The organism is Sphingorhabdus sp. (assembly GCF_044374345.1).
GTDB lineage: Bacteria > Pseudomonadota > Alphaproteobacteria > Sphingomonadales > Sphingomonadaceae > Sphingorhabdus_B.
Map to the genome: position 1 here is coordinate 1 of NZ_JBILOS010000035.1, position 20,583 is coordinate 20,583.

General features: G+C 56.9%; 17 protein-coding genes and 1 pseudogene. 9 read left to right on the plus strand and 9 right to left on the minus strand.

Annotated elements, in window-relative coordinates; all coding sequences use genetic code 11:
* The 4 genes from purL to ACIQ5B_RS05260 all read right to left on the minus strand — a co-directional run.
* The coding region (purL, locus tag ACIQ5B_RS05245; RefSeq protein WP_397598109.1) for a phosphoribosylformylglycinamidine synthase subunit PurL at positions 1 to 1,678 on the minus strand (1,678 nt) is incomplete at its 3' end.
* A 726-nt stretch (positions 1,679 to 2,404) separates the two neighbouring features.
* Positions 2,405 to 3,199, minus strand: coding sequence for an SDR family NAD(P)-dependent oxidoreductase (locus tag ACIQ5B_RS05250; RefSeq protein WP_395634981.1), 795 nt, complete (start codon positions 3,197 to 3,199; stop codon positions 2,405 to 2,407).
* Positions 3,200 to 3,376: 177 nt separating this feature from the next.
* The gene (locus tag ACIQ5B_RS05255) at positions 3,377 to 4,513 is read right to left on the minus strand and encodes an acyl-CoA dehydrogenase family protein (protein WP_397598110.1); all 1,137 of its coding nucleotides are present in this window, start codon (positions 4,511 to 4,513) and stop codon (positions 3,377 to 3,379) included.
* 4 nt (positions 4,514 to 4,517) lie between these two features.
* A complete protein-coding gene (locus ACIQ5B_RS05260) occupies positions 4,518 to 5,678 on the minus strand; it encodes an acyl-CoA dehydrogenase family protein (RefSeq protein ID WP_324478782.1) in 1,161 nt (386 codons plus the stop codon).
* Positions 5,679 to 5,890: 212 nt separating this feature from the next.
* Here ACIQ5B_RS05260 and ACIQ5B_RS05265 point away from each other — a divergent pair, with 212 nt between their 5' ends.
* Genes ACIQ5B_RS05265 through ACIQ5B_RS05295 form a run of 7 tightly spaced genes read left to right on the plus strand, consistent with a single transcriptional unit; the run spans position 5,891 to position 13,574 of the window.
* Positions 5,891 to 7,306, plus strand: a complete 1,416-nt coding sequence (locus tag ACIQ5B_RS05265) for an MFS transporter (protein WP_397598111.1) — start codon at positions 5,891 to 5,893, stop codon at positions 7,304 to 7,306.
* A 32-nt stretch (positions 7,307 to 7,338) separates the two neighbouring features.
* Complete coding sequence (locus tag ACIQ5B_RS05270) at positions 7,339 to 8,622, plus strand: acyl-CoA dehydrogenase family protein (RefSeq protein WP_397598112.1); 1,284 nt, start codon at positions 7,339 to 7,341, stop codon at positions 8,620 to 8,622.
* Positions 8,619 to 9,707: a Zn-dependent alcohol dehydrogenase gene (locus ACIQ5B_RS05275; RefSeq protein ID WP_397598113.1), complete on the plus strand. Its 1,089-nt coding sequence runs from the start codon at positions 8,619 to 8,621 to the stop codon at positions 9,705 to 9,707. Before ACIQ5B_RS05270 ends, ACIQ5B_RS05275 begins: the two co-directional genes overlap by 4 nt.
* The gene (locus ACIQ5B_RS05280; RefSeq protein ID WP_397598114.1) at positions 9,704 to 10,786 is read left to right on the plus strand and encodes a phosphotransferase family protein; all 1,083 of its coding nucleotides are present in this window, start codon (positions 9,704 to 9,706) and stop codon (positions 10,784 to 10,786) included. Before ACIQ5B_RS05275 ends, ACIQ5B_RS05280 begins: the two co-directional genes overlap by 4 nt.
* A gap of 24 nt (positions 10,787 to 10,810) precedes the next feature.
* Positions 10,811 to 11,593 (plus strand): SDR family NAD(P)-dependent oxidoreductase, encoded by a 783-nt coding sequence (locus ACIQ5B_RS05285; RefSeq protein WP_397598115.1) that lies wholly within the window; start codon positions 10,811 to 10,813, stop codon positions 11,591 to 11,593.
* A complete protein-coding gene (locus tag ACIQ5B_RS05290; protein ID WP_397598116.1) occupies positions 11,593 to 12,387 on the plus strand; it encodes an SDR family NAD(P)-dependent oxidoreductase in 795 nt (264 codons plus the stop codon). The genes ACIQ5B_RS05285 and ACIQ5B_RS05290 overlap by 1 nt, the downstream gene beginning before the upstream one ends.
* Positions 12,384 to 13,574, plus strand: coding sequence for a serine hydrolase domain-containing protein (locus ACIQ5B_RS05295; protein ID WP_397598117.1), 1,191 nt, complete (start codon positions 12,384 to 12,386; stop codon positions 13,572 to 13,574). The genes ACIQ5B_RS05290 and ACIQ5B_RS05295 overlap by 4 nt, the downstream gene beginning before the upstream one ends.
* A gap of 51 nt (positions 13,575 to 13,625) precedes the next feature.
* Here the strand turns inward: ACIQ5B_RS05295 and ACIQ5B_RS05300 are convergent, their stop codons facing one another.
* Genes ACIQ5B_RS05300 through ispG form a run of 3 tightly spaced genes read right to left on the minus strand, consistent with a single transcriptional unit; the run spans position 13,626 to position 16,152 of the window.
* Complete coding sequence (locus ACIQ5B_RS05300; RefSeq protein ID WP_397598118.1) at positions 13,626 to 14,528, minus strand: DMT family transporter; 903 nt, start codon at positions 14,526 to 14,528, stop codon at positions 13,626 to 13,628.
* 2 nt (positions 14,529 to 14,530) lie between these two features.
* The gene (locus ACIQ5B_RS05305; RefSeq protein ID WP_397598119.1) at positions 14,531 to 15,016 is read right to left on the minus strand and encodes a GNAT family N-acetyltransferase; all 486 of its coding nucleotides are present in this window, start codon (positions 15,014 to 15,016) and stop codon (positions 14,531 to 14,533) included.
* Positions 15,013 to 16,152, minus strand: a complete 1,140-nt coding sequence (ispG, locus tag ACIQ5B_RS05310; protein WP_397598120.1) for a flavodoxin-dependent (E)-4-hydroxy-3-methylbut-2-enyl-diphosphate synthase — start codon at positions 16,150 to 16,152, stop codon at positions 15,013 to 15,015. Before ispG ends, ACIQ5B_RS05305 begins: the two co-directional genes overlap by 4 nt.
* Positions 16,153 to 16,256: 104 nt before the next feature.
* Between ispG and ACIQ5B_RS05315 the strand changes: the two genes are divergently transcribed.
* On the plus strand, positions 16,257 to 17,093 hold the full coding sequence (locus tag ACIQ5B_RS05315; protein WP_397598121.1) for a S1/P1 nuclease: 837 nt from the start codon (positions 16,257 to 16,259) through the stop codon (positions 17,091 to 17,093).
* Positions 17,094 to 17,096: 3 nt separating this feature from the next.
* Here the strand turns inward: ACIQ5B_RS05315 and ACIQ5B_RS05320 are convergent, their stop codons facing one another.
* Together ACIQ5B_RS05320 and ACIQ5B_RS05325 are read right to left on the minus strand one after the other, a co-directional pair.
* Positions 17,097 to 17,357: a hypothetical protein gene (locus tag ACIQ5B_RS05320; protein ID WP_395628133.1), complete on the minus strand. Its 261-nt coding sequence runs from the start codon at positions 17,355 to 17,357 to the stop codon at positions 17,097 to 17,099.
* 145 nt (positions 17,358 to 17,502) lie between these two features.
* Positions 17,503 to 19,581, minus strand: a complete 2,079-nt coding sequence (locus tag ACIQ5B_RS05325) for a M3 family metallopeptidase (protein ID WP_397598122.1) — start codon at positions 19,579 to 19,581, stop codon at positions 17,503 to 17,505.
* Between the two features lie 258 nt (positions 19,582 to 19,839).
* On the opposite strand from ACIQ5B_RS05325, the pseudogene ACIQ5B_RS05330 reads away from it, so the two are divergent.
* Positions 19,840 to 20,583 (plus strand): annotated as a pseudogene (locus ACIQ5B_RS05330) (hypothetical protein); the annotation flags it as partial.

Genomic DNA, 20,583 nt, shown 5'->3' on the forward strand with positions numbered 1-20,583 from the left:
CGCCAATGGCTGGCGTCGGCAAAATCGCGCTGCCACCGCCGGTCGCCTTGCTTTCATTGTAGAGCGAGACATTGCCCGACACGATTGGGTAATCGAGCGCGCGGCACGCGTCGCCCATCCCTTCGAGGCAGCCGACGATTTGCGCCATGATTTCGGGGCGCTGCGGGTTGGCAAAGTTGAGGCAGTTGGTGATCGCAAGCGGCGTTGCGCCGACCGCGCTGATGTTGCGATAGGTTTCGGCAACCGCTTGCTTGCCGCCTTCATACGGGTCGGCATAACAATAACGCGGGGTGCAATCGGTGCTCATCGCCAGCGCGCGGTTGGTGCCGTGAATGCGCACGACGGCGGCATCACCGCCCGAAAGCTGCGCCGTGTCGCCGCCGACCTGGCTATCATATTGCTGCCAAATCCATGCACGTGACGCGATGTCCGGGCTTGCCATCAGCTTGAGCAAATCGGCGCCAATGTCGGTGCTGGCGGGAACATCGCCAAGCGGTTTGACATTGGCCCAAGCCTTATATTCTTCCTTCGACGCCGCAGGGCGGTCGTACAAAGGTGCGTCTTCGGCCAATGGCCCAAGCGGAATATCGCAGACGACTTCGCCCTTCCACGTCAGCACCATATGGCCGGTGTCGGTGACTTCGCCGATGACCGCGAAATCCAGCTCCCATTTGTCGAAAATGGCCTTCGCAAATTCCTCACGGCCGGGTTTGAGCACCATGAGCATGCGCTCCTGGCTTTCCGATAGCATCATTTCATAGGGGGTCATGCCCTCTTCGCGGCACGGCACCTTGTCCATGTCGAGGATGATGCCGGCCTTGCCATTGGTCGCCATTTCGACGCTTGAGCTGGTCAGGCCAGCCGCGCCCATATCCTGAATCGCGACAATCGCATCCGACGCCATGAGTTCAAGGCATGCCTCAATCAGCAGCTTTTCGGTGAATGGATCACCGACCTGAACCGTCGGGCGCTTTTCTTCAATGTCTGCGCCGAAATCCGCCGATGCCATGGTTGCGCCATGAATACCGTCGCGGCCTGTCTTGGATCCGACATAGACGATCGGGTTGCCAAGGCCGGTTGCGGCCGAATAGAAAATCTTGTCCTGATCCGCGACGCCAACGGTCATGGCGTTGACAAGGATGTTGCCATCATAAGCCGGGTGGAAATTGGTTTCGCCGCCCACGGTGGGAACGCCAACGCAATTGCCATAGCCGCCAATGCCCGCAACCACGCCCTGCACGAGATGCTTCATCTTGGGATGGTCGGGGCGTCCAAAGCGCAGGGCGTTCATATTCGCCACGGGGCGCGCGCCCATTGTGAACACGTCGCGCAAGATGCCGCCAACGCCCGTCGCCGCACCCTGATAGGGTTCGATGTACGATGGGTGGTTGTGCGATTCCATTTTGAAGATCGCGGCAAGCTTACTGCCGTTCGGGCCTTCGCCAATGTCGATTACGCCGGCATTCTCACCGGGGCCGCAAATGACCCAAGGCGCCTGTGTCGGCAGTTTCTTCAAATGGATGCGTGAGGATTTGTAGGAACAATGTTCCGACCACATCACCGAAAATATGCCGAGTTCAACCATATTGGGCACACGGCCCATGGCGTGCAAAATGCGCGCATATTCTTCTTCATTGAGACCATGGTCGGCGACGATTTGGGGCGTGATTTCAGACATGAAACGGCCTTAGCGATGCGGCGATTTTTGTGCCACATAAAATAAATGGGCGCTGGTATTGCTACCAGCGCCCACTGCGTCTGATTTTGGAAGTCCTTGGCCACTAGGGCCATTCTTTCCGCTTTCTGACGTCCGGTTCCCCAATCTGACCCGAAAGTCATTTCGGTTCACCTTGGTACTTTGGGTATCCTATCTGGCGTTGCTTTTCTTGCGATCAGCCGCACATGATATTCGTTTTCTTCGTACCCACCGCCTCTGCCACATTCCCGGTCTTGCGACCGATTGCCTGCTGATTTGGTGATCCTGCATCCACTCTGTTCCGCTCTGCTTTCCCGTTTCCGGTTCCACTTTGCGTCACAGCCTGTCTGCCTGATGACTTGAAGGTCTCATGCTTTTCGAGTCGCGCAAAGCGGTAAATGCCAAGTTATCCACAGGTAGGCCAGTTCGCGGTGGACAATATGGAGAACAACTTTTTGGGCAAAACAGAAACGGCCTCCACGCAGTGCATGGAGGCCGTAATATTGTCCGGGGGCGAGGGAGAGAGGAGGAGGAGAGCCGCCCGGTCAATCTGTATGTCGGCAATCGCTTGCCGTTGAGAGCCAAATAGGGACGGAGGGTTTTTGCTGCAATTGCGAAAAGAATAGGGTGAGTTGCACGTTTTGCAACTCACCCTATTTTCCCTAGAAATGCGTCAAATGCATTCGAATTTACGGGTAAAAAAAGCCGTTAAGGCGCAATTCCATTACCCGGAAGCGATGCGTTGACGATGCCGCCGTCGCACGCAATTGTCTCCCCAACGATATAATCGCCAGCACGCGCCGCTAAGAAAATCGCGAGTCCCGCCATGTCTTCGGGCGTTCCGATGCGCGGGAACGGGATATTTTTGCCGACAGCTTCGGCATGGTCACGCGCCGCTTTGTTCATGTCCGACTGGAATGCACCGGGCGCAATGCCCGACACAAGGATGTTGTCCTTGACCAGCTCGGCGGCCAAACGGCGGGTCAGGTGAATGACCGCAGCCTTTGATGCCTGATAGCTGTAGGTTTGCCATGGGTTGATGCGCAGGCCGTCAATCGACGCGATGTTGATGACCTTGCCGGGCCGATCAAATGTCGCGGCCGCTTTCAACTGCGGATGCAAAGCTTGCGTCAGGAAGAACAAGGATTTGACGTTCAGGTCCATCACGCGGTCCCAGCCGGCTTCGGGGAATTGACCAAAGTCGGCGCCCCATGCTGCACCTGCATTGTTCACCAGAATGTCGACCTTTTCCTCACGCTCGGCAATTTGTGCCGCGAGCGAAAGGCAGCCGTCAACGGTCGACAGATCGCAAGGCAGGCCAATGACCTGATTGCCAAACTCGGCAACGGTTTCTTCGATTTGGTCGACCTTGCGCGCGCTGATGTACACGCGTGCCGCGCCGGCTTTCAAATAGCCCTCGACAATCATCTTGCCGATTCCGCGCGATCCGCCGGTGACCAGGGCCACGCGGCCATTGAGGTTGAATAAAGTTTGAATGTCCATGTCTAATCCTTTGCACAAAATAAGCCGTATGAACCGTAGCCCTGAGCAGCAGTCGCAACGCGACTGCGTCCGTCGAAGGGTGCCAACCAGCGGTTGCGCAGACCTCTCAACGCCCTTCGACTTTCGCCAAGGCTTCGCCTTGACGGATCAGGGCTGCGGTTCTTTTTCCAATTCGTCTCAATAACCGTTCATCGTCGCCACGCGGTCTGCGTGATAATATGCATCGCCGAAAAATTCGTTCAGTCCGCGATCGCGCTTCATATAGAGGCCGATGTCATATTCATCGGTCATGCCAATGCCGCCATGCATTTGCACGCCTTCGCGTACCGCAAGATTGCATGCGAGGCCGGCTTTCGCCTTGGCGGCCGCAACATATAGCTCCGCCTTGGCATGGCCTTCATCCATTAACGATTGCGCCTTCAGCACAATCGAACGCGCGCCTTCCATTTCGCCATAGAGATGCGCGGCGCGGTGCTGAAGCGCTTGGAACTCACCGATGACGCGGTCGAACTGCTTGCGGGTTTTCAGATAATCGAACGTCATGTCCATGGCGCCTGTGCCAACGCCGACCATTTCGGCGGCCGCACCAACGCGGCCAGCATCCAGTATCTTGGAAAGCACAGCCCAGCCGCCGTCAACGTCACCAATGACAGCGTCGGCATTGACCTGAACACCGTCGAGTTTCACATGCGCGGCCATTGCGGAATCGACAAGCCGTGCCGCCTCCATCGACAGGCCCGCCGCATCCTTGTCGACGGCGAACAATGTCAGGCCGTCGGTCTCTCCCGCCGCGCCTGCGGTCCGTGCCGCGACGATCAGCATGTCCGACGACGTGCCTTGCACGACAAATTGCTTGTGCCCGGTCAGCTTAAAGCCATTGCCACTGCGTTCGGCAACGCAGGCAATTTTTTCGGGCCGGTGCTTTACGCCTTCTTCAATCGCAATGCCGATAACCGTTTCGCCCGCCAAAATGCCGGGGAACCAGCGGTCACGCATCGCCTTGTCGGCCAGCTTCAACGCCTCAACAGCGGCAACCGATGTCGTCAGAAATGGCGAAGGTGACAGGTTGCGGCCAATTTCTTCCAGCACGATTCCAGCCTCAATCTGGCCCATGCCCATGCCGCCTTCCGCCTCGGGAATGAGGATGCCGGTGAAGCCCATTTCGGCAAACTGCTTCCACAGGCCGTGGCTGAAACCATCCTTGCAACCCATGTCGCGAAATTTGCGGAAATGGGTGACGGGTGCTTCGCTCGCCATGAAATCACGCGCGCTTTCGCGCAACATATTCTGGTCGTCGTTCAATGTCATCGCCATATTCTTAAGCTCCCGGCATTTCGAGGATGCGTTTGGATACGACATTCAGCATGACTTCGCTGGTGCCGCCTTCAATCGAGTTCGCCTTGGTCCGCAACCAATTGCGTGCCTTTGACCCGCCGTTGGAACGTTCGCTTTCCCATTCAAGCGCCTGCGTTCCGCCAATCGACATCACCAGTTCGTTGCGCTTTTTATTCAGCTCGGTCCCGACATATTTCATCAGGTTGGAATAAGCGGGATGCGCCTTGCCGGTTTTCCATTCGTCCATGAACCGTTCGCCATGTGCACGGAACGTCAGATTCTCGACATCAAACAATGCCATTTGCGCGCGCAGCACGGGTTCTTCGGACAATACAGCCTTCATAGCCGCACCGATGGAGGTCACGCCGCCATCGCCACCCATGCCCGAAATCATCTCGCGCTCATGCCCGAGCAGATATTTCGCAACATCCCATCCGCGGTTCAATTCGCCAACGATCTGATGCTTGGGGACAACGACATTGTCGAAGAAGGTTTCGCAGAAAGGCGAATTGCCCGAAATCAACTTGATGGGCTTGGTCGTAACGCCGGGTGTTTCCATGTCGAACAACAGGAAGCTGATGCCCTGATATTTGTTGGTCTTGTCGGTGCGCACGAGGCAGAAAATCCAGTCGGCCTTGTCCGCATAGGACGTCCAGATTTTCTGGCCATTGACGACCCAATGATCGCCCTTGTCTTCGCCAAAGGTCTGCATCGACACAAGATCACTGCCCGAGCCGGGTTCGGAATAGCCCTGACACCAGCGGATTTCGCCGCGCGCGATCTGGCCCATATAATGCACTTTTTGCTCTTCAGTGCCGAACTTTAGCAGTGCGGGCCCAAGCATCCATATGCCAAAGCTGTTCAGCGGCGAACGGCAACCAAGCTTTGCCATTTCCTGACGCAAGACTTTGGTTTCCTGCGGGCTAAGGCCAGCGCCACCATAAGCTTTGGGCCAATCGGGCACGGTGTACCCCTTCGCCACGCAGCGTTCGAGCCACAGCTTTTGCGCGTCGGATTGGAACACAAAATTGCGGCCGCCCCAGCAGACATCTTCGTCACCCTTTGCCGGCGTGCGCATTTCAGCTGGGCAGTTTTCCTCCAGCCAGGCGCGCGCTTCGGCGCGGAAAGTTTCAAGGTCGGACATCATGCTCTCCTGTTTTAATTGCGTGATGAATTTTTGGGCGGTCACGCGCAGAAACGCAAGCGCTTATCGGTGAGTGAAGCATGCCGTAACGTCATTTGCATCGCGATTGACAGGCCAAGAAGCAAGCCTAGCATGAAGGCAGGAAACAGGAGAGACACAACGTGCGATTCGACGGAAAAACTACCCTTTCGCGCAGCGTCATTTAACTTTCCATGACCCAAGCAGTCCCACTTCCCCGATCGTTGAAGGTCATGCATGGTCTAGGCTCGGTAGCCTATGGCGTGAAGGACAATGGCTTTTCGGTTTTTCTGCTGATTTTTTATAATCAGGTGCTGGGCATCGACGCAGGGCTTGTCGGCACTGTCATTATGGCGGCGCTGATTTTTGATGCCTTTGCCGACCCGATCATTGGTGAGCTGTCCGACCGCACGCAAAGCAAATGGGGCCGCCGCCTGCCATGGTTATATGGCGCGGCAATCCCGCTCGGCATTATCTGGCTGCTGCTATGGCACCCGCCCGAAATGGGGCAAACCGGAACGATCATTTGGCTGTTCTGCACCGCGGTATTGGCGCGCACATTGGTGGCTATGTGCGAAGTCCCGTCGATTGCTTTGGTTCCGGAACTCACCGGCGATTATGACGAACGCACGCGATTGATGCGGTACCGTTTTCTGTTTGGCTGGGCCGGCGGATTGCTGATGCTGATTTTCGCCTATGGCATTTTCTTTACCGGCGAGAAGGGGGTGAGCGACCCTGCCGGATATGATGCGTATTCCGTCTGGGGCGCGCTGATGATGACCGGCGCCGTGCTGATTTCAGCATTAGGCCAGCACCGCCATGTTGCGAAGCAATCCCCCCCTGCCCCGCGCGGCGCAGGCATTGGCCATGCGCTTGCCGAGGTAAAGGCAACCCTGTCCAACAAAGCATTCCTCTGGCTGGTATCGGCCGCGTTGTTCGCCCTTATCAATCAGGGCCTCACCTTTGCGCTCAGCAACTATCAACTCGCATTTCTGTGGCAGCTACAGCAGATGGAGATGCTCTATTACGCGCTTCTCCTGTTCGGCACGGTCATCATCGCATTTTTCATTGTTCCGCCGCTGTCTGCGCGCCTTGGCAAGAAAAACGGCGCTATCCTGCTTGCCCTGCTATCGATCAGCTTCAACACCGCTTTGTACGCCAGTTGGCTGCTGGACCTTGTACCCGGTGGGCCATCGGACCCGTCAGCCGCATTCATGTTTTCCTTCCTCCTTTTTTCCAACAGCACCGCTATTGGCATGATGATGCTGACATCGTCGATGATGGCCGATGTCGTGGAGGCATCGCAGCAAGAAACGGGCAGGCGTTCCGAAGGGCTGTTTTTCGCAGGCTATTTCTTCATGCAGAAATGCGCCGTTGGTATCGGCACCTTTGCCGCTGGCATGATATTGAGCTTTGCCCAGTTCCCGCAAAATGCAGCGCCGGGCAAAGTGGATGTCGCTGTCCTTGATGGGCTGGCGTTATATTATATGGGCGTAGTGGCCGTCCTTGGAATTATTGGCATTCTTATCCTGCGGCATTTCCCAATTTCGCGTGAAAGTCATAATGAACGCTTGCGCGCCTTGAACACATCGGCAGAGTCTGCCAGTTAACTATTCAATTAAATATGGAAGAGGAATGAGTCATGAATTTCGATCTCACCGACAAACAAACTTACTGGCGGGACCGCATTCGCGACCATAACGAACGCTTCCTGCGTCCGCGCGTTGCCGATTATTATGCCGAACAGGCCGTGGGCGACCGTTGGAAAGTGCTTCAAGTGGTTGAAGAGGAAAAGGCGCGGGCGAAAGCCGCTGGTCTTTGGAACCTGTTCATGCCGCCAACGTCGGGCCGCGTGCATGTCGATGACAGCGTCCATTTCGACGGCCCCGGCCTCACCAATTTGGAATATGCCCTGTGCGCCGAAGAAATGGGCCGCATCGGTTTTGCATCCGAAGTGTATAACTGTTCCGCGCCCGACACCGGCAATATGGAAGTGTTCCTGCGCTACGGCACGGCAGAGCAAAAAGAAAAGTGGATGATCCCGCTGATGAACGGCGAAATCCGTTCGGCATTCTTGATGACCGAACCAGCCGTTGCGTCGTCCGATGCAACCAACATCGAAACATCGATTCGCCGTGAAGGTGACGAATATGTCTTGAATGGCGTTAAGTGGTGGTCATCAGGTGCGGGCGACCCGCGCTGCAAAATCGCGATTGTCATGGGCAAGACCGATTTCGAAGCCAAGCGCCATGCGCAGCAATCGATGGTGCTTATGGAGCTCGATTCGCCGGGCGTTAAAATCCTGCGTCACCTTCCCGTGTTCGGATATGACGATGCGCCGCATGGCCATATGGAAATCGAATTGAAGGATGTCCGCATTCCGGCGTCGAACATGTTGCTGGGCGAAGGCCGCGGCTTCGAAATCGCGCAAGGGCGCCTTGGACCTGGCCGTATTCACCATTGCATGCGCACCATCGGTGTCGCTGAAGAAGCGCTGGAGAAAATGTGCAAGCGGCTGCAGTCGCGCGTTGCTTTCGGTAAGACCGTTGCCGAACATAGCGTGTGGGAAGAACGCATCGCACGTGCGCGTATCGACATTGAAATGACCCGTCTGCTTTGCCTCAAGGCGGCGGACATGATGGACAAGGTCGGTAACAAGGCAGCGGCTGCGGAAATCGCGATGATCAAGGTGCAGGCACCGACGATGGCGTTGAACATCATCGACAATGCCATTCAGGCGCATGGCGGCGGCGGCGTGTCCGACGATTTCGGTCTGGCGAATGCATGGGCGCATCAGCGCACCTTGCGCCTCGCCGATGGTCCGGACGAAGTGCACGCACGTGCCATTGCCCGTATGGAATTGGGCAAGCATGGCGGCCGCGGCAAAGAAGGCATGTCGAGCGGTGACATGGGAGCAACACGGTGAAGGCTGCCGTCCTGATTGAAGCGGGCAAACCGCTTCAGATTGAACAGATCAACATTTCGAACCCCGGGCCGCATGAGGTGCTTATCCGCACTGCGGCCTGCGGGCTTTGCCATAGCGATCTGCATTTCATCGAAGGCGCATATCCCCACCCCCTGCCCGCGATTCCGGGTCATGAGGCGGCGGGTATTGTGGAGGCTGTGGGCAGCGAAGTGCGCACGGTTAAGGTCGGGGACGCCGTTGTCACCTGCCTGAGCGCATTTTGCGGCCATTGCGAATATTGCGTGTCTGGCCGGATGTCCTTGTGCCTTGGCGGCGACACGCGGCGCAAGCCCGGCGAAGCCCCGCGCCTGACACGCCCCGATGGCAGCATCGTCAACCAGATGCTGAACCTGTCGGCTTATGCCGAAATGATGCTGGTGCATGAACATGCGTGCGTTGCGATTAACCCCGAAATGCCACTTGATAAGGCATCGGTCATTGGCTGCGCTGTCACCACAGGCGCAGGCACGATTTTCAACGCGTGCAAAGTAACGCCCGGTGAAACCATTGCAGTTATCGGCTGTGGCGGCGTTGGTCTTGCAACGATTAACGCGGCAAAAATTGCCGGTGCGGGCCGCATCATTGCGGCTGACCCGATGCCCGAAAAGCGTGCACTGGCGATGAAGCTGGGTGCGACCGATGTCATCGACCCAATGGATGCAGATGCAGCCCAGCAAATTCAGGAGCTTAGCAAGGGCGGCGTCGATCATGCGATTGAAGCTGTCGGTCGTCCCGCGTCGGGTGAGCTTGCCGTCAAGTCGCTCAAGCGCGGCGGGACTGCAACGATCCTGGGCATGATGCCGCTGCAGCATTCGGTCGGTCTGTCCGCAATGGATTTGCTGTCGGGCAAGAAACTGCAAGGTGCGATCATGGGCGGCAACCGCTTCCCTGTTGATATTCCGCGCCTCGTCGATTTCTACATGCGCGGCATGCTCGATCTCGACAGCATCGTTTCGGAGACCATTCCGCTGGAACGTATCAATGAAGGCTTTGACCAAATGAAGCGCGGTGATGCGGCCCGTTCGGTTATCGTATTCGACCAATGACCGCAGCGCCGACACCCATTGATGCACAGACGGCCTTTACCGGCACCGTTGCACCAACCGGAACGGACATATTGGACGAAGCCAAGCTGGCCGAATGGATGACCGCCAATGTCGCGGGTTTTGAAGGCCCCGTGCAGGCGCTGAAATTTGCCGGCGGGCAATCCAACCCGACATACCGGCTGAACGCCAAAAGTGGGTCTTATGTGCTGCGCCGCAAGCCACTGGGTATATTGTTGCCCAGCGCGCATGCCGTGGACCGCGAATATAAAGTCATCGCCGGGCTTCACCCGACAGGCTTTCCCGTCGCCAAGCCCTATGGCCTGTGCACCGACGACAGCGTCATCGGCAGCTGGTTCTACATCATGGATATGGTCGAAGGCCGCACGATCTGGGACGGCGCGATGCCGGGGTCGAACCCGGCCGAGCGCACAGCAACCTATGAAGCGATGATCGACACGCTGGCCGCGTTGCACAATGTGGACATCGACGCCGCCGGACTGTCCGATTTTGGCAAACCCGGCAATTATTTCGGACGTCAGGTCGACCGCTGGACAAAGCAATATCGCTTGGCGGAAACCGAAGTGATGCCCGAAATGGAGCGGTTGATCGAATGGCTGCCCAAAACGCTGCCCGAACAAACCCGCACCAGCGTCGTCCATGGTGACTACCGCATCGACAACATGATTTTCGATGCCAAGGATCCGCATGTTGTCGCCGTGCTCGACTGGGAACTGTCGACACTTGGCGATCCGCTGGCGGATTTCACGTATGTCGCGATGGCATGGGTCACGCACAATGAAGGGCGCTCCGGCGTCATGGATTTGGACCGCGCGGCATTGGGTATCCCTGAACTCGACGCCATGGTCGAACGTTACTGCGCGGCAACGAACCGCGACGGCGTGCCCGATATGAACTGGTATTTTGCCTATAACTTCTTCCGCTTGGCGGGGATTATTCAGGGGATCAAAAAACGCGTCATTGATGGCACCGCAAGTTCGGCCCATGCACAAGCGATGGCCGAACGTGTGTACCCGCTCGCGCAATCCGCATGGAAATTTGCCGAGCAAGCCGGGGCGTAAAGTTGGCTTTCATGGGGGACTGCTATGTCGTTATTTGACATGAGAGGGCAGGTCGCGGTTATCACCGGATCATCGCGCGGTATTGGCAAGGCAATCGCTGAAGAAATGGCCGAGCAAGGCGCGAAGGTCGTCATTTCGAGCCGTAAGCTTGACGTCTGCGATGAAGTCGCCGCCGCGCTTAATGCGAAATATGGCGAAGGCACTGCAGTCGCGATCGCCGCCAATATTTCGTCCAAGGAAAGTCTGCAGGCTTTGGTCGATGGCAGTCGCAAAGCATTTGGCAAGATCACAGCTTTGGTCTGCAACGCGGCCTCGAACCCATATTACGGCCCGATGGCAGACATTAGCGATGATGCGTTCAGCAAAATCCTGACCAACAATATCGTCGCCAACAACTGGCTCATTTCCATGGTTGTGCCGGAAATGATCGCACGCGGCGAAGGGTCCATTACGATTATATCGTCAATCGGTGGCCTGAAAGGATCGTCCGTGATTGGCGCTTATGGTATTTCCAAAGCAGCGGACATGCAGCTGGCACGCAATCTGGCCGACGAATATGGACCAAAAGGTGTGCGGGTGAACTGCATCGCGCCGGGCTTGATCAAGACCGATTTTGCAAAGGCGCTGTGGGACAACCCCGAAACATTGAAACGATCGACATCGACCGCATCGCTGAAGCGTATTGGTGAGCCCCATGAAATTGCGGGCGCGGCAGTATTTCTGGCTTCCCCGGCGGGCGCATTTATGACGGGGCAAACAATGGTTATTGACGGCGGCGTGACAATCAGCGGCGGAGGAGTAGGATAATGGGCGCATTAGCAGGCAAAGTAGCGATTATCACAGGCGCAGGTTCCGGCATTGGCCGCGCATCGGCCATTCGCTTTGCGGCCGAGGGCGCAAAGGTCGTTTTGGGCGATATGGCCGCATCGGTGCATGACACTGCCGCCATGATTGGCGACGCCGCCACCGCCGTCCAGATGGACGCAGGCGATGAGGCGGATGTCGCTGCGATTGTCGCAAAGGCGATCGAACTGCACGGCCATCTGGATATCGCCTTTGCTAACGCTGGCATTTCCGGCGGCATGGAAGGTATCTTCGACAACACAGTCGAAAATTTCACCAGCGTCTTGCGCGTCAACCTCATTGGCCCTTGGCTGATGGTCAAGCATGCGGGCAAGGTCATGGCCGATGCCGGCAATGGCGGTTCGATTATCCTGACCGCAAGTGTCGCGGGCATTCGTTCGGGTGCAGGCGGCCCGCCATATTCGGCATCGAAAGCCGGCGTCATCAATCTGGCGCAAGTCAGCGCACAACAATTGTCGGGCACCAATGTCCGCTGCAACGCGATCTGCCCCGGCCTGACCGAAACCGGCATGACCAAGCCGACATTTGATTATGCCAAGGAAAAGGGCGTGACCGACAAGATCGGTCGCCTCAACCCGCTGCGCCGCGGCGCACAGCCAGAGGAACTCGCCAATGTCGCCTTGTTCCTTGCGAGTGATCAGGCCAGCTACGTCAATGGTCAAGCGATTGCCGTCGACGGCGGCCTTTCCAGCTCGCACCCCGTAACCCGCCAATTAACAGGACAAACAGCCGTATGAACGCCGAAGAATTGGGTTTCCGTCCAGACCGGCTTGCCCGGATACCTGCATTCATTCAGACCGAATATCTCGACAGCGGGAAATTACCCTTTGCGGCGCTGCTGGTCGGGCGCGGTGATGATATTGCGCTTCAGTGGAATTCAGGCGTTGCCGACGACGCGATCTTCCGCATTGCATCGATGACCAAGCCCATCACCTCGGTCGCGTTCATGCAGCTGGTCGAACAGGGCAAGGTTGCGCTGACCGAGCCGGTTGCCAAATATATTCCGGAATTTGCGAAACTGGGCGTATTTGTGGGCGGCGGCGGCAATGTGCCGTTTATGACGCGCCCGCCAACGACCCAGATGCGCATCGTCGATCTGCTGCGCCACACGGCTGGCTTTACCTATAGCTTTCAGGAACAGGGCAATATCGACGCGGCCTATCGCAAGACCGATGTGGAAAGCTGGACCAAAAATACATCGCAAAGCATGATCGACACGCTCGCGCAAATCCCGCTGGAATTCGACCCCGGCACGCAGTGGAATTATTCCGTCGCCACCGACATTGTCGGCATATTGGTGGAACGGATCAGCGGATTATCACTGCCTGAATATTTCCAGACGCATATCTTTGCGCCGCTGGGCATGGCCGATACATTTTTCCAAGTGCCCGCCGATAAGGCATCGCGCATCCCCGACGGCTTTGGCTTTGACCCCGACACCAAGATGAAGCTGATCGACAAGGCCGGGTCCGAAAGTGCCTGGGCCAAGGGTTGGACGTTCAACTCGGGCGGCGGCGGCCTTGCGTCGAGCATAGCCGACTATCACCGTTTTTGCCGGATGCTGCTCAATGGCGGCGCGCTGGATGGCGCACAAATTTTGAGCCCCAAAACGATAGAATTGATGACCGCCAACCATATTCCGGGCGGCCAAGACCTGACGCAAATGTCGAAGTCTTTGTTTAGCGAGGCCGAAATGGCCGGCATTGGCTTTGGCCTTGGCTTTGCCACGACCATCGACAGCGCGGCGACATTGGCGCCATGTTCCAACGGCGATTTTTATTGGGGTGGCATGTATTCCACCGCCTTTTTTGTCGATCCGGTGGAGGACATCATCATGATTTTCATGACGCAATTGCTGCCATCGACCACCTATCCGGTGCGCCGCGAAATCAAGACGATGATCTATTCGGCGCTGACGGCGTAAGCACGTCCTGCTGAACTTGGGTCGGGTGGAGGAAAGGCTTCCACCCCGCCCCTACACCGTCGCAATCTCCACCTGATTGACCGGCACGGGTTTTGCCCGCGCCGCAATCAGGCTTCCGCCGACAATCAACGCCGTGCCCAAAAGCACAGGCCAGGTGACGGGTTCGGCAAAGAACAGCCAGCCGAAAAATGCCGCCCAGACAAAGGCGGTATATTCGACCGGAATCAAAATCTGCGCCTCCGCACGTGCATAAGCCCAGCTTAATAGGAGCAGCGAGATAACCGCCAGCACCGCGGAACTGCCTACCATTGGGGCGTCAGACATGCCGAAGGGCTGCAAAAACCATGGCGCGACAAGGCCAAGCGTTAACGCCACAAACAGATTTTGGAAAAAGGCGATCTCGATTGGACCAGAAACCTGCGCCTGCTGCCGCGCGAGAATGAGGTTATAGGCAAACACCACCGCCGAAAATAAAACCGCAGCAGCGCCCCAGACATGGTCCATCGTATAATGTCCGCTCAACCGGCCCGCCATGATGATGGCAACGCCGCCCAAACCCGCCAGCGACGCCCAGATGGCGTCTTTACCAATGGTTTCTTTCAACATCACGGCGGCAAGATATAGCGCAATGACCGGCGCGATGAAGCTTAGGCCAATAGCTTCGGCCAAGGGCAATTTCGTAAGCGACCAGAAAAAGCTGACCGCCATCACTGCGACGACGATGCTGCGCCACAGATGAATTTTCAGCAGATGTACGGGCGGCCATTTCTGCCGCGTGCCAACAAACAAAACGCCCATCAACAAAGCGCCCACGCAGTTGCGCCACATCACCGCATTATACGCCCCGATGGAGAGCGCCAGATCCTTCATCGCCGCGTCCATCAGCGAAAATGTGCCGATACCGGCGGCCGCGACCATGAAGGGGATAAAGGGGCGCGGGTGCAATTCAGCCATGGCTAAATGCTATGCGCCGCAAGGTCGGTCAGGGCATCGCCATCGACCCGATACACCGTCCATTCGTCCATCGGACGTGCGCCAAGCGCCTTGTAAAAATCAATCGCGGGCGTGTTCCAATCGAGCACCGACCATTCCAGCCGCGCGCAATCGCGTTCCACCGCCAGCGCCGCAAGCTTACCCAGCAATGCCTTGCCAAGGCCAGACCCACGCGCGTCGGGCCGCACGAACAAATCCTCCAGATAAATCCCCGGACGCCCTTCAAATGTCGAAAAATTGTGGAAGAACAAGGCAAAACCCTGCGGGGTTCCGTCAATCTCGCCGATCAACACCTCGGCAAAGGGGCGCTGTCCAAACAGCTTTTGCGCCATCACCGCTTCATCAAAACGCACTTCATGGGCAAGCTTTTCATATTCTGCGAGGTCGCGGATGAACTGGCCAATGAGCGAAATGTCGGCGGGCGTCGCCGCGCGAATGGAGAGGCTCAAGCCACTTTCCCGTGCAGCGTATCCATGCTGACGCTGGTGCCGGCGTCAATTTCGGCCGCTTTGGCTTCGACCAATTTGACGATGTGGCTGACCATGTCGTCATTTTCGACATGGTGATCGGTCACGCCGGACAGATAGACCATATGTTTGCCATTGCCGCCGCCAGTGATGCCGATGTCGGTTTCGCGGGCTTCGCCGGGGCCGTTGACGACGCAGCCAAGCACGGAAAGCGACATGGGCGTCTTGATATGGCTCAGCGCATCTTCCAGCTTTTGTACGGTGCGGATGACGTCGAAACCTTGGCGGGCGCAGCTGGGGCAGCTGACCACGCGGACGCCGCGGGTGCGCAAGCCCAATGCTTTGAGGATTTCATAGCCAACGCGAACTTCCTCTTCGGGTTCGGCAGACAGGCTGACGCGTATGGTGTCGCCAATTCCGGCCCAGAGCAGATTGCCCATGCCGATGGATGATTTGACCGTGCCGCCAATCAACCCGCCCGCTTCGGTAATCCCCAGATGCAGCGGGCAATCAACCGCCTCGGCCAGCCCCATATAGGCGGCAACCGCAAGGAACACGTCGGACGCTTTGACCGCGACCTTATATTCGTGGAAATCATGGTCCTGCAGCAGCTTGATATGGTCAAGCGCGCTTTCGATCAGCGCTTCGGGACAAGGCTCGCCATATTTTTCGAGCAAGTCCTTTTCCAAGGATCCGGCGTTCACCCCGATGCGGATCGCGCAGCCATTGGCCTTGGCGGCGTTGACGACCTCTTTCACGCGTTCTGATGAACCGATATTGCCGGGGTTAATCCGCAAGCACGCAGCGCCAGCGTCCGCCGCCTCCAACGCGCGTTTATAATGGAAATGAATGTCGGCGACGATGGGCACATTGGCGGCGCGCACAATCTGTTTCAGCGCAGCGGTGCTTTCGACATCAGGGCAGGACACGCGGATGATATCGACCCCGGCATCTTCACAGCGACGGATTTGGTCGATGGTCGCGGCGGCATCGCTGGTCAGCGTATTCGTCATCGTTTGCACCGAAATCGGGGCATTTCCACCAACGGGGACATTACCCACCATGATTTGGCGGGACTGACGACGCGCGATATCGCGCCAAGGGCGAATGGAAGACATTGGGGGGATATAGGCGGCTTGGAATATTCCCGCAATCATCATCCTATACTTCCAACACGCGATTGTTGCTTTGATTTACACGCCGTTACAACTATGGCGCGCGCATGAAACGCTTGCTGATCGCTCTTCTCGTCCTTGTCGCGCCAATTGTCCCTGCCCAGGCCTATTGGGAATATGGGCATGAAACCGTGGCGCACATTGCCGAGGCCAATATGTCGCCCAATGCGCGCGCAAATATGCAACGTCTGTTGCGTGCAGCGCCGATGCTCGGCACGCCCAAATGCACAATGCGCAATATCGGCGACGTCAGCGTCTGGGCCGATTGCATCAAGGGCGATCGCCGTCGCTGGGGCTACACCAACAGCTGGCATTATCAGAATGTCGATATTTGCAAGCCGTTCGACCTGAACAGCGCGTGCGCCGACGGGAACTGTGTGTCGGCGCAGATCGACCGCAACTTTGCGTTGCTTTCGAACAAGGCGCTGCCTGCGCATCTCCGTTTGCAGGCGCTGGCCTTTCTCGTGCATTTTGTGGGTGACATTCACCAGCCATTGCACGCCGGTGACCGTGCGGACCGCGGCGGCAATGACCTAAAGGTCATTTATGGCAATATGCGGGGATATAATTTGCATATGGTGTGGGATGGCTTGCTGGCTGACCGCGCGCTGTCTGCTGCGCCAGCGATTGTGCGCACGTTTTCGTCCGCGGAGAAAGCCGCTGTCAAACAAGGCAATGCGCGCCTTTGGAGCGAGGAGAATTGGGCGATATCGAAAGAGATTGCTTACCCCCGCGCGGTCGATGGCGACCCATGTGGCGCAAAGCCGACCGCACCCGTCGTCATTGACGAAGCCGACATCGCTGCGTCACGCGCCGCATTACGCCAGCAGGTTGAACGCGGCGGGATCAGGCTCGCGCGCTTGTTGGACCAAGCGCTGCGTTAACCCTTAAAGCCCGCGCCATTTCCAGCCGCCCTCGGTGTGGTTGCGGACGATGATGGTGAAAATGCCGGTCACGATCAACATGAGCGCGACCGTCACTATTGTGGGTATCGCTTGATCATTGTCCGCAAGCAGCGCCAAGCCAATCATCGCAAGAAGATAAAAGCCGAGCACGGCCCATCCCTGCCACTTGAACGGCAGGCCAGCGCCATAGCCGAAACGTTTCGCACGAAACCAAGGTTCTTTGCCGAAGAATAGGTCACGCATCTCACATCTCCTTTGGCGGACGCCCGCGTTTTGCCAAGGCCGCACGCAACAATAGCGTATTTTCTGTATGGGCGCTCGGGAAATCAACAAAAAAGGGCTGCACAGATTTTCGCCTGCGCAGCCCCCTTTTAATCTGAAAAAAGCGTTATTCGCCGGTCGGGAAACCCCGCTTTTTCATGATATATTTCACATCAGGATCACGACCACGGAATGCGCGATAGGCTTCGATCCGGTCGGTTTCATTGCCCGTTGCCAGCAACATCGACCGGAACCGCTCGGCTGTTGCCTTGTCCCAGACATCGCCTTTTTCGGTGAAGGCTGCCCATGTGTCGGCATCCATCGTTTCGGACCAGAGATAGCTGTAATAACCCGCCGAATAGCCATCATCGGCAAACAAGTGGTTAAACTGCGGCAGGCGATGGCGCATCGCCATTTCCTTGGGCATGCCGATTTCGGCCAGCGTATCACGTTCAAATGCGCGCGGATCGGTTACGGGTTCGCTGCGGTTATGCAGCTTCATATCCAAAATGGCGCTCGACAGATATTCTACGGTCGAAAAGCCTTGGTTGAAGGTATCACTCGCGCGGATTTTTTCGACCAAGGCCGCCGGAATTGGCTCACCTGTTTTATAATGCTTGGCATAAGTGTTGAGCACATAAGGCGTCAGCAACCAGTTTTCGTTCACCTGGCTTGGATATTCCACAAAGTCGCGCGGCGTGCCGCCAAGGCCCGGCCATGTGATGTCATAGTTCAGATAATGAATGGCGTGACCGAATTCGTGGAACAATGTCGACGCGTCATCAATGCTGATCAGCGTTGGCACGCCATCGGCGCCGGGGACGAAGTTGTTGTTGTTTGATGCAAGCACGATGTCATTCTTGCCGCCCAATTTATGCTGGCTGCGATAGGTGGTCATCCACGCGCCCGAACGCTTGCCGGCGCGCGCGAAATTGTCGAGGTAGAACAGACCAATGACCTTGCCATCGCGCTTGACCTCAAATGTCCGTACCTTGGGTTCGAACACAGGGACTGTGCCTGTGTTTTCCGTGAAGCTCATGCCATATAGCTTGCCGGCCGCGTCGAACATCGCGTCGACCATGTTATCCAACTGGAAATAGGGTTTAACGGCTTCCTGATCGAGGTCATATTTCGCCTTGCGCACCTTTTCGGCGTAGAAGCGATAATCCCATGGCGCGATTGTGATGTTGTCCGCATTGGCGATCGCCTGCATGTCGGCCACTTCTTCTTTGACGCGGGCGGCAGCAGCAGGCCAGACCTTCATCATCAGGTCCATCGCCTTGTTCGGGTCCTTCGCCATCGTGTCGGCCATGCGGTAATGGGCATGGGTGGGGAAGCCCAGAATTTCGGCACGCTGCTGACGCAGTTTCAATATTTCGGCGATGGTCGCGTTGGTGTCGTTCGCGTTCTGGTTATCGCCGCGCATCGTAAATGCACGCCAGACCTTTTCACGCAAATCGCGCCGCGTTGAATTTTCAAGGAAAGGCTGCACGGCAGAACGGGTGTTCACGACGGCCCAACCGGTTTGGCCCTTTGCCTTGGCCGCAGCCTGAATCGCCGCGACATAGCTTTCGGGCAGGCCAGCAAGGTCCGCCGTGTCGGTTATGAGGATGAAGGTTTCTTCATCCGCCAGAACCTTTTCGGAAAAAGCAGAGAATTTCTTGGCAAGATCGGTCTCTATGCGGATGACTTCTGCTTTCTTGCCCGCATCGAGCATCGCTCCATTGCGGACCAGACCGTCATAGGTCCGCTCCAAAAGACGCATTTGTTTGGCATCTAGTCCAAGATTGGCGCGCTGATCGTAGAGATATTTGACGCGCTGGAAATAACGGGCATCCAGCGAGAGTTCGGAGAAGAACGCGCTAACCTTTGGTTCCCATTCCGCCTGAATTTTGCGGACTTCGGGGTTCGACAGGTTGGATGAATGCACACCCCAGATCGAGAATAAACGCCCGATTTTTTCGCCGGACAGTTCGCTGGCGGTGATGGTGTTGTCGAACGTGATGGCTTCGGGCTTTGCGAGCATCGCTTCAAACTCGGCCTTTGATGCATTCATGGCTGCCTGAAACGCGGCCGGGAAGTCCGCAACTTTAACCTTGTCCCATGGCGGCACGCCTTCATAAGGCCCGGTCCATTCTTGAAGCAACACGGGGTCGCTGGCCGATTGGCCGGACTTCATTTCTTTCGCTTGTGCAACCGCCGTCATCGCAACTCCTGACATTAAAAGCGCCGCTGCGCTCAACATGATTTTTCCCGTTTTCACCTAAATATGCTCCTCTGCATTTTGCGGCCCGTATGCGCAGGCGCAATGAACAGGGGGATTAGCGCATCAGGGGCGCCTTGCAAACAACCAGTCGGCCAAAACTGTTACTTCCAAAATGGATATAAATTGTACATGGCGCGCACCGCAAGCATCGCGCGTTCGCGACGTAAGGCCCCTATTCGCATTTCTGGGAGAATATATATGGCAAAACCCCCGTCCACCTTCGGTTCCAGCATTAATGGCCGCACGGCCATGATCGTCGGCGGCACGGCGCAACGCGTCGCTGAACTCAAGCGATTATTGTCCTTAATGGGCTGCACCGCGCTGGTGATGGACGATACACAGCGGACGGATTTCATTTTGGTCCATTTTACGTCCAAAATGGATATACCCGCAGATTTCCTAGCGCGCATATCGCGGTATCTTCAAATGCATCGGAGCACTGCGTTGGTGTGGACCAATATGGACGGGCTCGAGGACGCTTATGCAGCGCTTCCGCAAGGCCAGTGCCATTTTTTTGTCGACGCTGACTACATTGAGGCGATGCCGATTTTGGCGGGGGCGTTTGGACGGGGCGAAATGGACCGACTGCATGACACGAACCGTGATGTTCCATTCGGATCGCTGCACCGAATCAGCGACGAGCTTGCAGAATTTGCCCGCACTCTTGCCCGCATGGCCGATTCGGAACCCAAAACGTCGGTATCCGACAAAGCTATTTCCTTTCGGCCAGCGCCATTGGGTGGGTTTCAGGGATTTCCATCCACCAGTGCTATGCGCGCGGACGCGACGGACCCCCAAATGCTGCGCGAGATCATCAAGCTGCGCCGTATGCGGGAGCGTTATTTTCCGCCCGATCTGTTCGCGGACCCGGCCTGGGATATTTTGCTAGACCTAAAGGCTGCAGGGCAAGAAGGGCAGCATGTGTCGGTTTCCAGCCTGTGT

Excerpts from the sequence above, each read along its gene's own strand:
- ACIQ5B_RS05250 (WP_395634981.1), bottom strand. The coding sequence starts at position 3,199 with ATGGACATTCAAACTTTATTCAACCTCAATGGCCGCGTGGCCCTGGTC.
- ACIQ5B_RS05255 (WP_397598110.1), bottom strand. The coding sequence starts at position 4,513 with ATGGCGATGACATTGAACGACGACCAGAATATGTTGCGCGAAAGCGCG.
- ACIQ5B_RS05260 (WP_324478782.1), bottom strand. The coding sequence starts at position 5,678 with ATGTCCGACCTTGAAACTTTCCGCGCCGAAGCGCGCGCCTGGCTGGAG.
- ACIQ5B_RS05265 (WP_397598111.1), top strand. The coding sequence starts at position 5,891 with ATGACCCAAGCAGTCCCACTTCCCCGATCGTTGAAGGTCATGCATGGT.
- ACIQ5B_RS05270 (WP_397598112.1), top strand. The coding sequence starts at position 7,339 with ATGAATTTCGATCTCACCGACAAACAAACTTACTGGCGGGACCGCATT.
- ACIQ5B_RS05280 (WP_397598114.1), top strand. The coding sequence starts at position 9,704 with ATGACCGCAGCGCCGACACCCATTGATGCACAGACGGCCTTTACCGGC.
- ACIQ5B_RS05285 (WP_397598115.1), top strand. The coding sequence starts at position 10,811 with ATGTCGTTATTTGACATGAGAGGGCAGGTCGCGGTTATCACCGGATCA.
- ACIQ5B_RS05290 (WP_397598116.1), top strand. The coding sequence starts at position 11,593 with ATGGGCGCATTAGCAGGCAAAGTAGCGATTATCACAGGCGCAGGTTCC.
- ACIQ5B_RS05295 (WP_397598117.1), top strand. The coding sequence starts at position 12,384 with ATGAACGCCGAAGAATTGGGTTTCCGTCCAGACCGGCTTGCCCGGATA.
- ACIQ5B_RS05300 (WP_397598118.1), bottom strand. The coding sequence starts at position 14,528 with ATGGCTGAATTGCACCCGCGCCCCTTTATCCCCTTCATGGTCGCGGCC.
- ispG (WP_397598120.1), bottom strand. The coding sequence starts at position 16,152 with ATGTCTTCCATTCGCCCTTGGCGCGATATCGCGCGTCGTCAGTCCCGC.
- ACIQ5B_RS05315 (WP_397598121.1), top strand. The coding sequence starts at position 16,257 with ATGAAACGCTTGCTGATCGCTCTTCTCGTCCTTGTCGCGCCAATTGTC.
- ACIQ5B_RS05320 (WP_395628133.1), bottom strand. The coding sequence starts at position 17,357 with ATGCGTGACCTATTCTTCGGCAAAGAACCTTGGTTTCGTGCGAAACGT.
- ACIQ5B_RS05325 (WP_397598122.1), bottom strand. The coding sequence starts at position 19,581 with ATGACGGCGGTTGCACAAGCGAAAGAAATGAAGTCCGGCCAATCGGCC.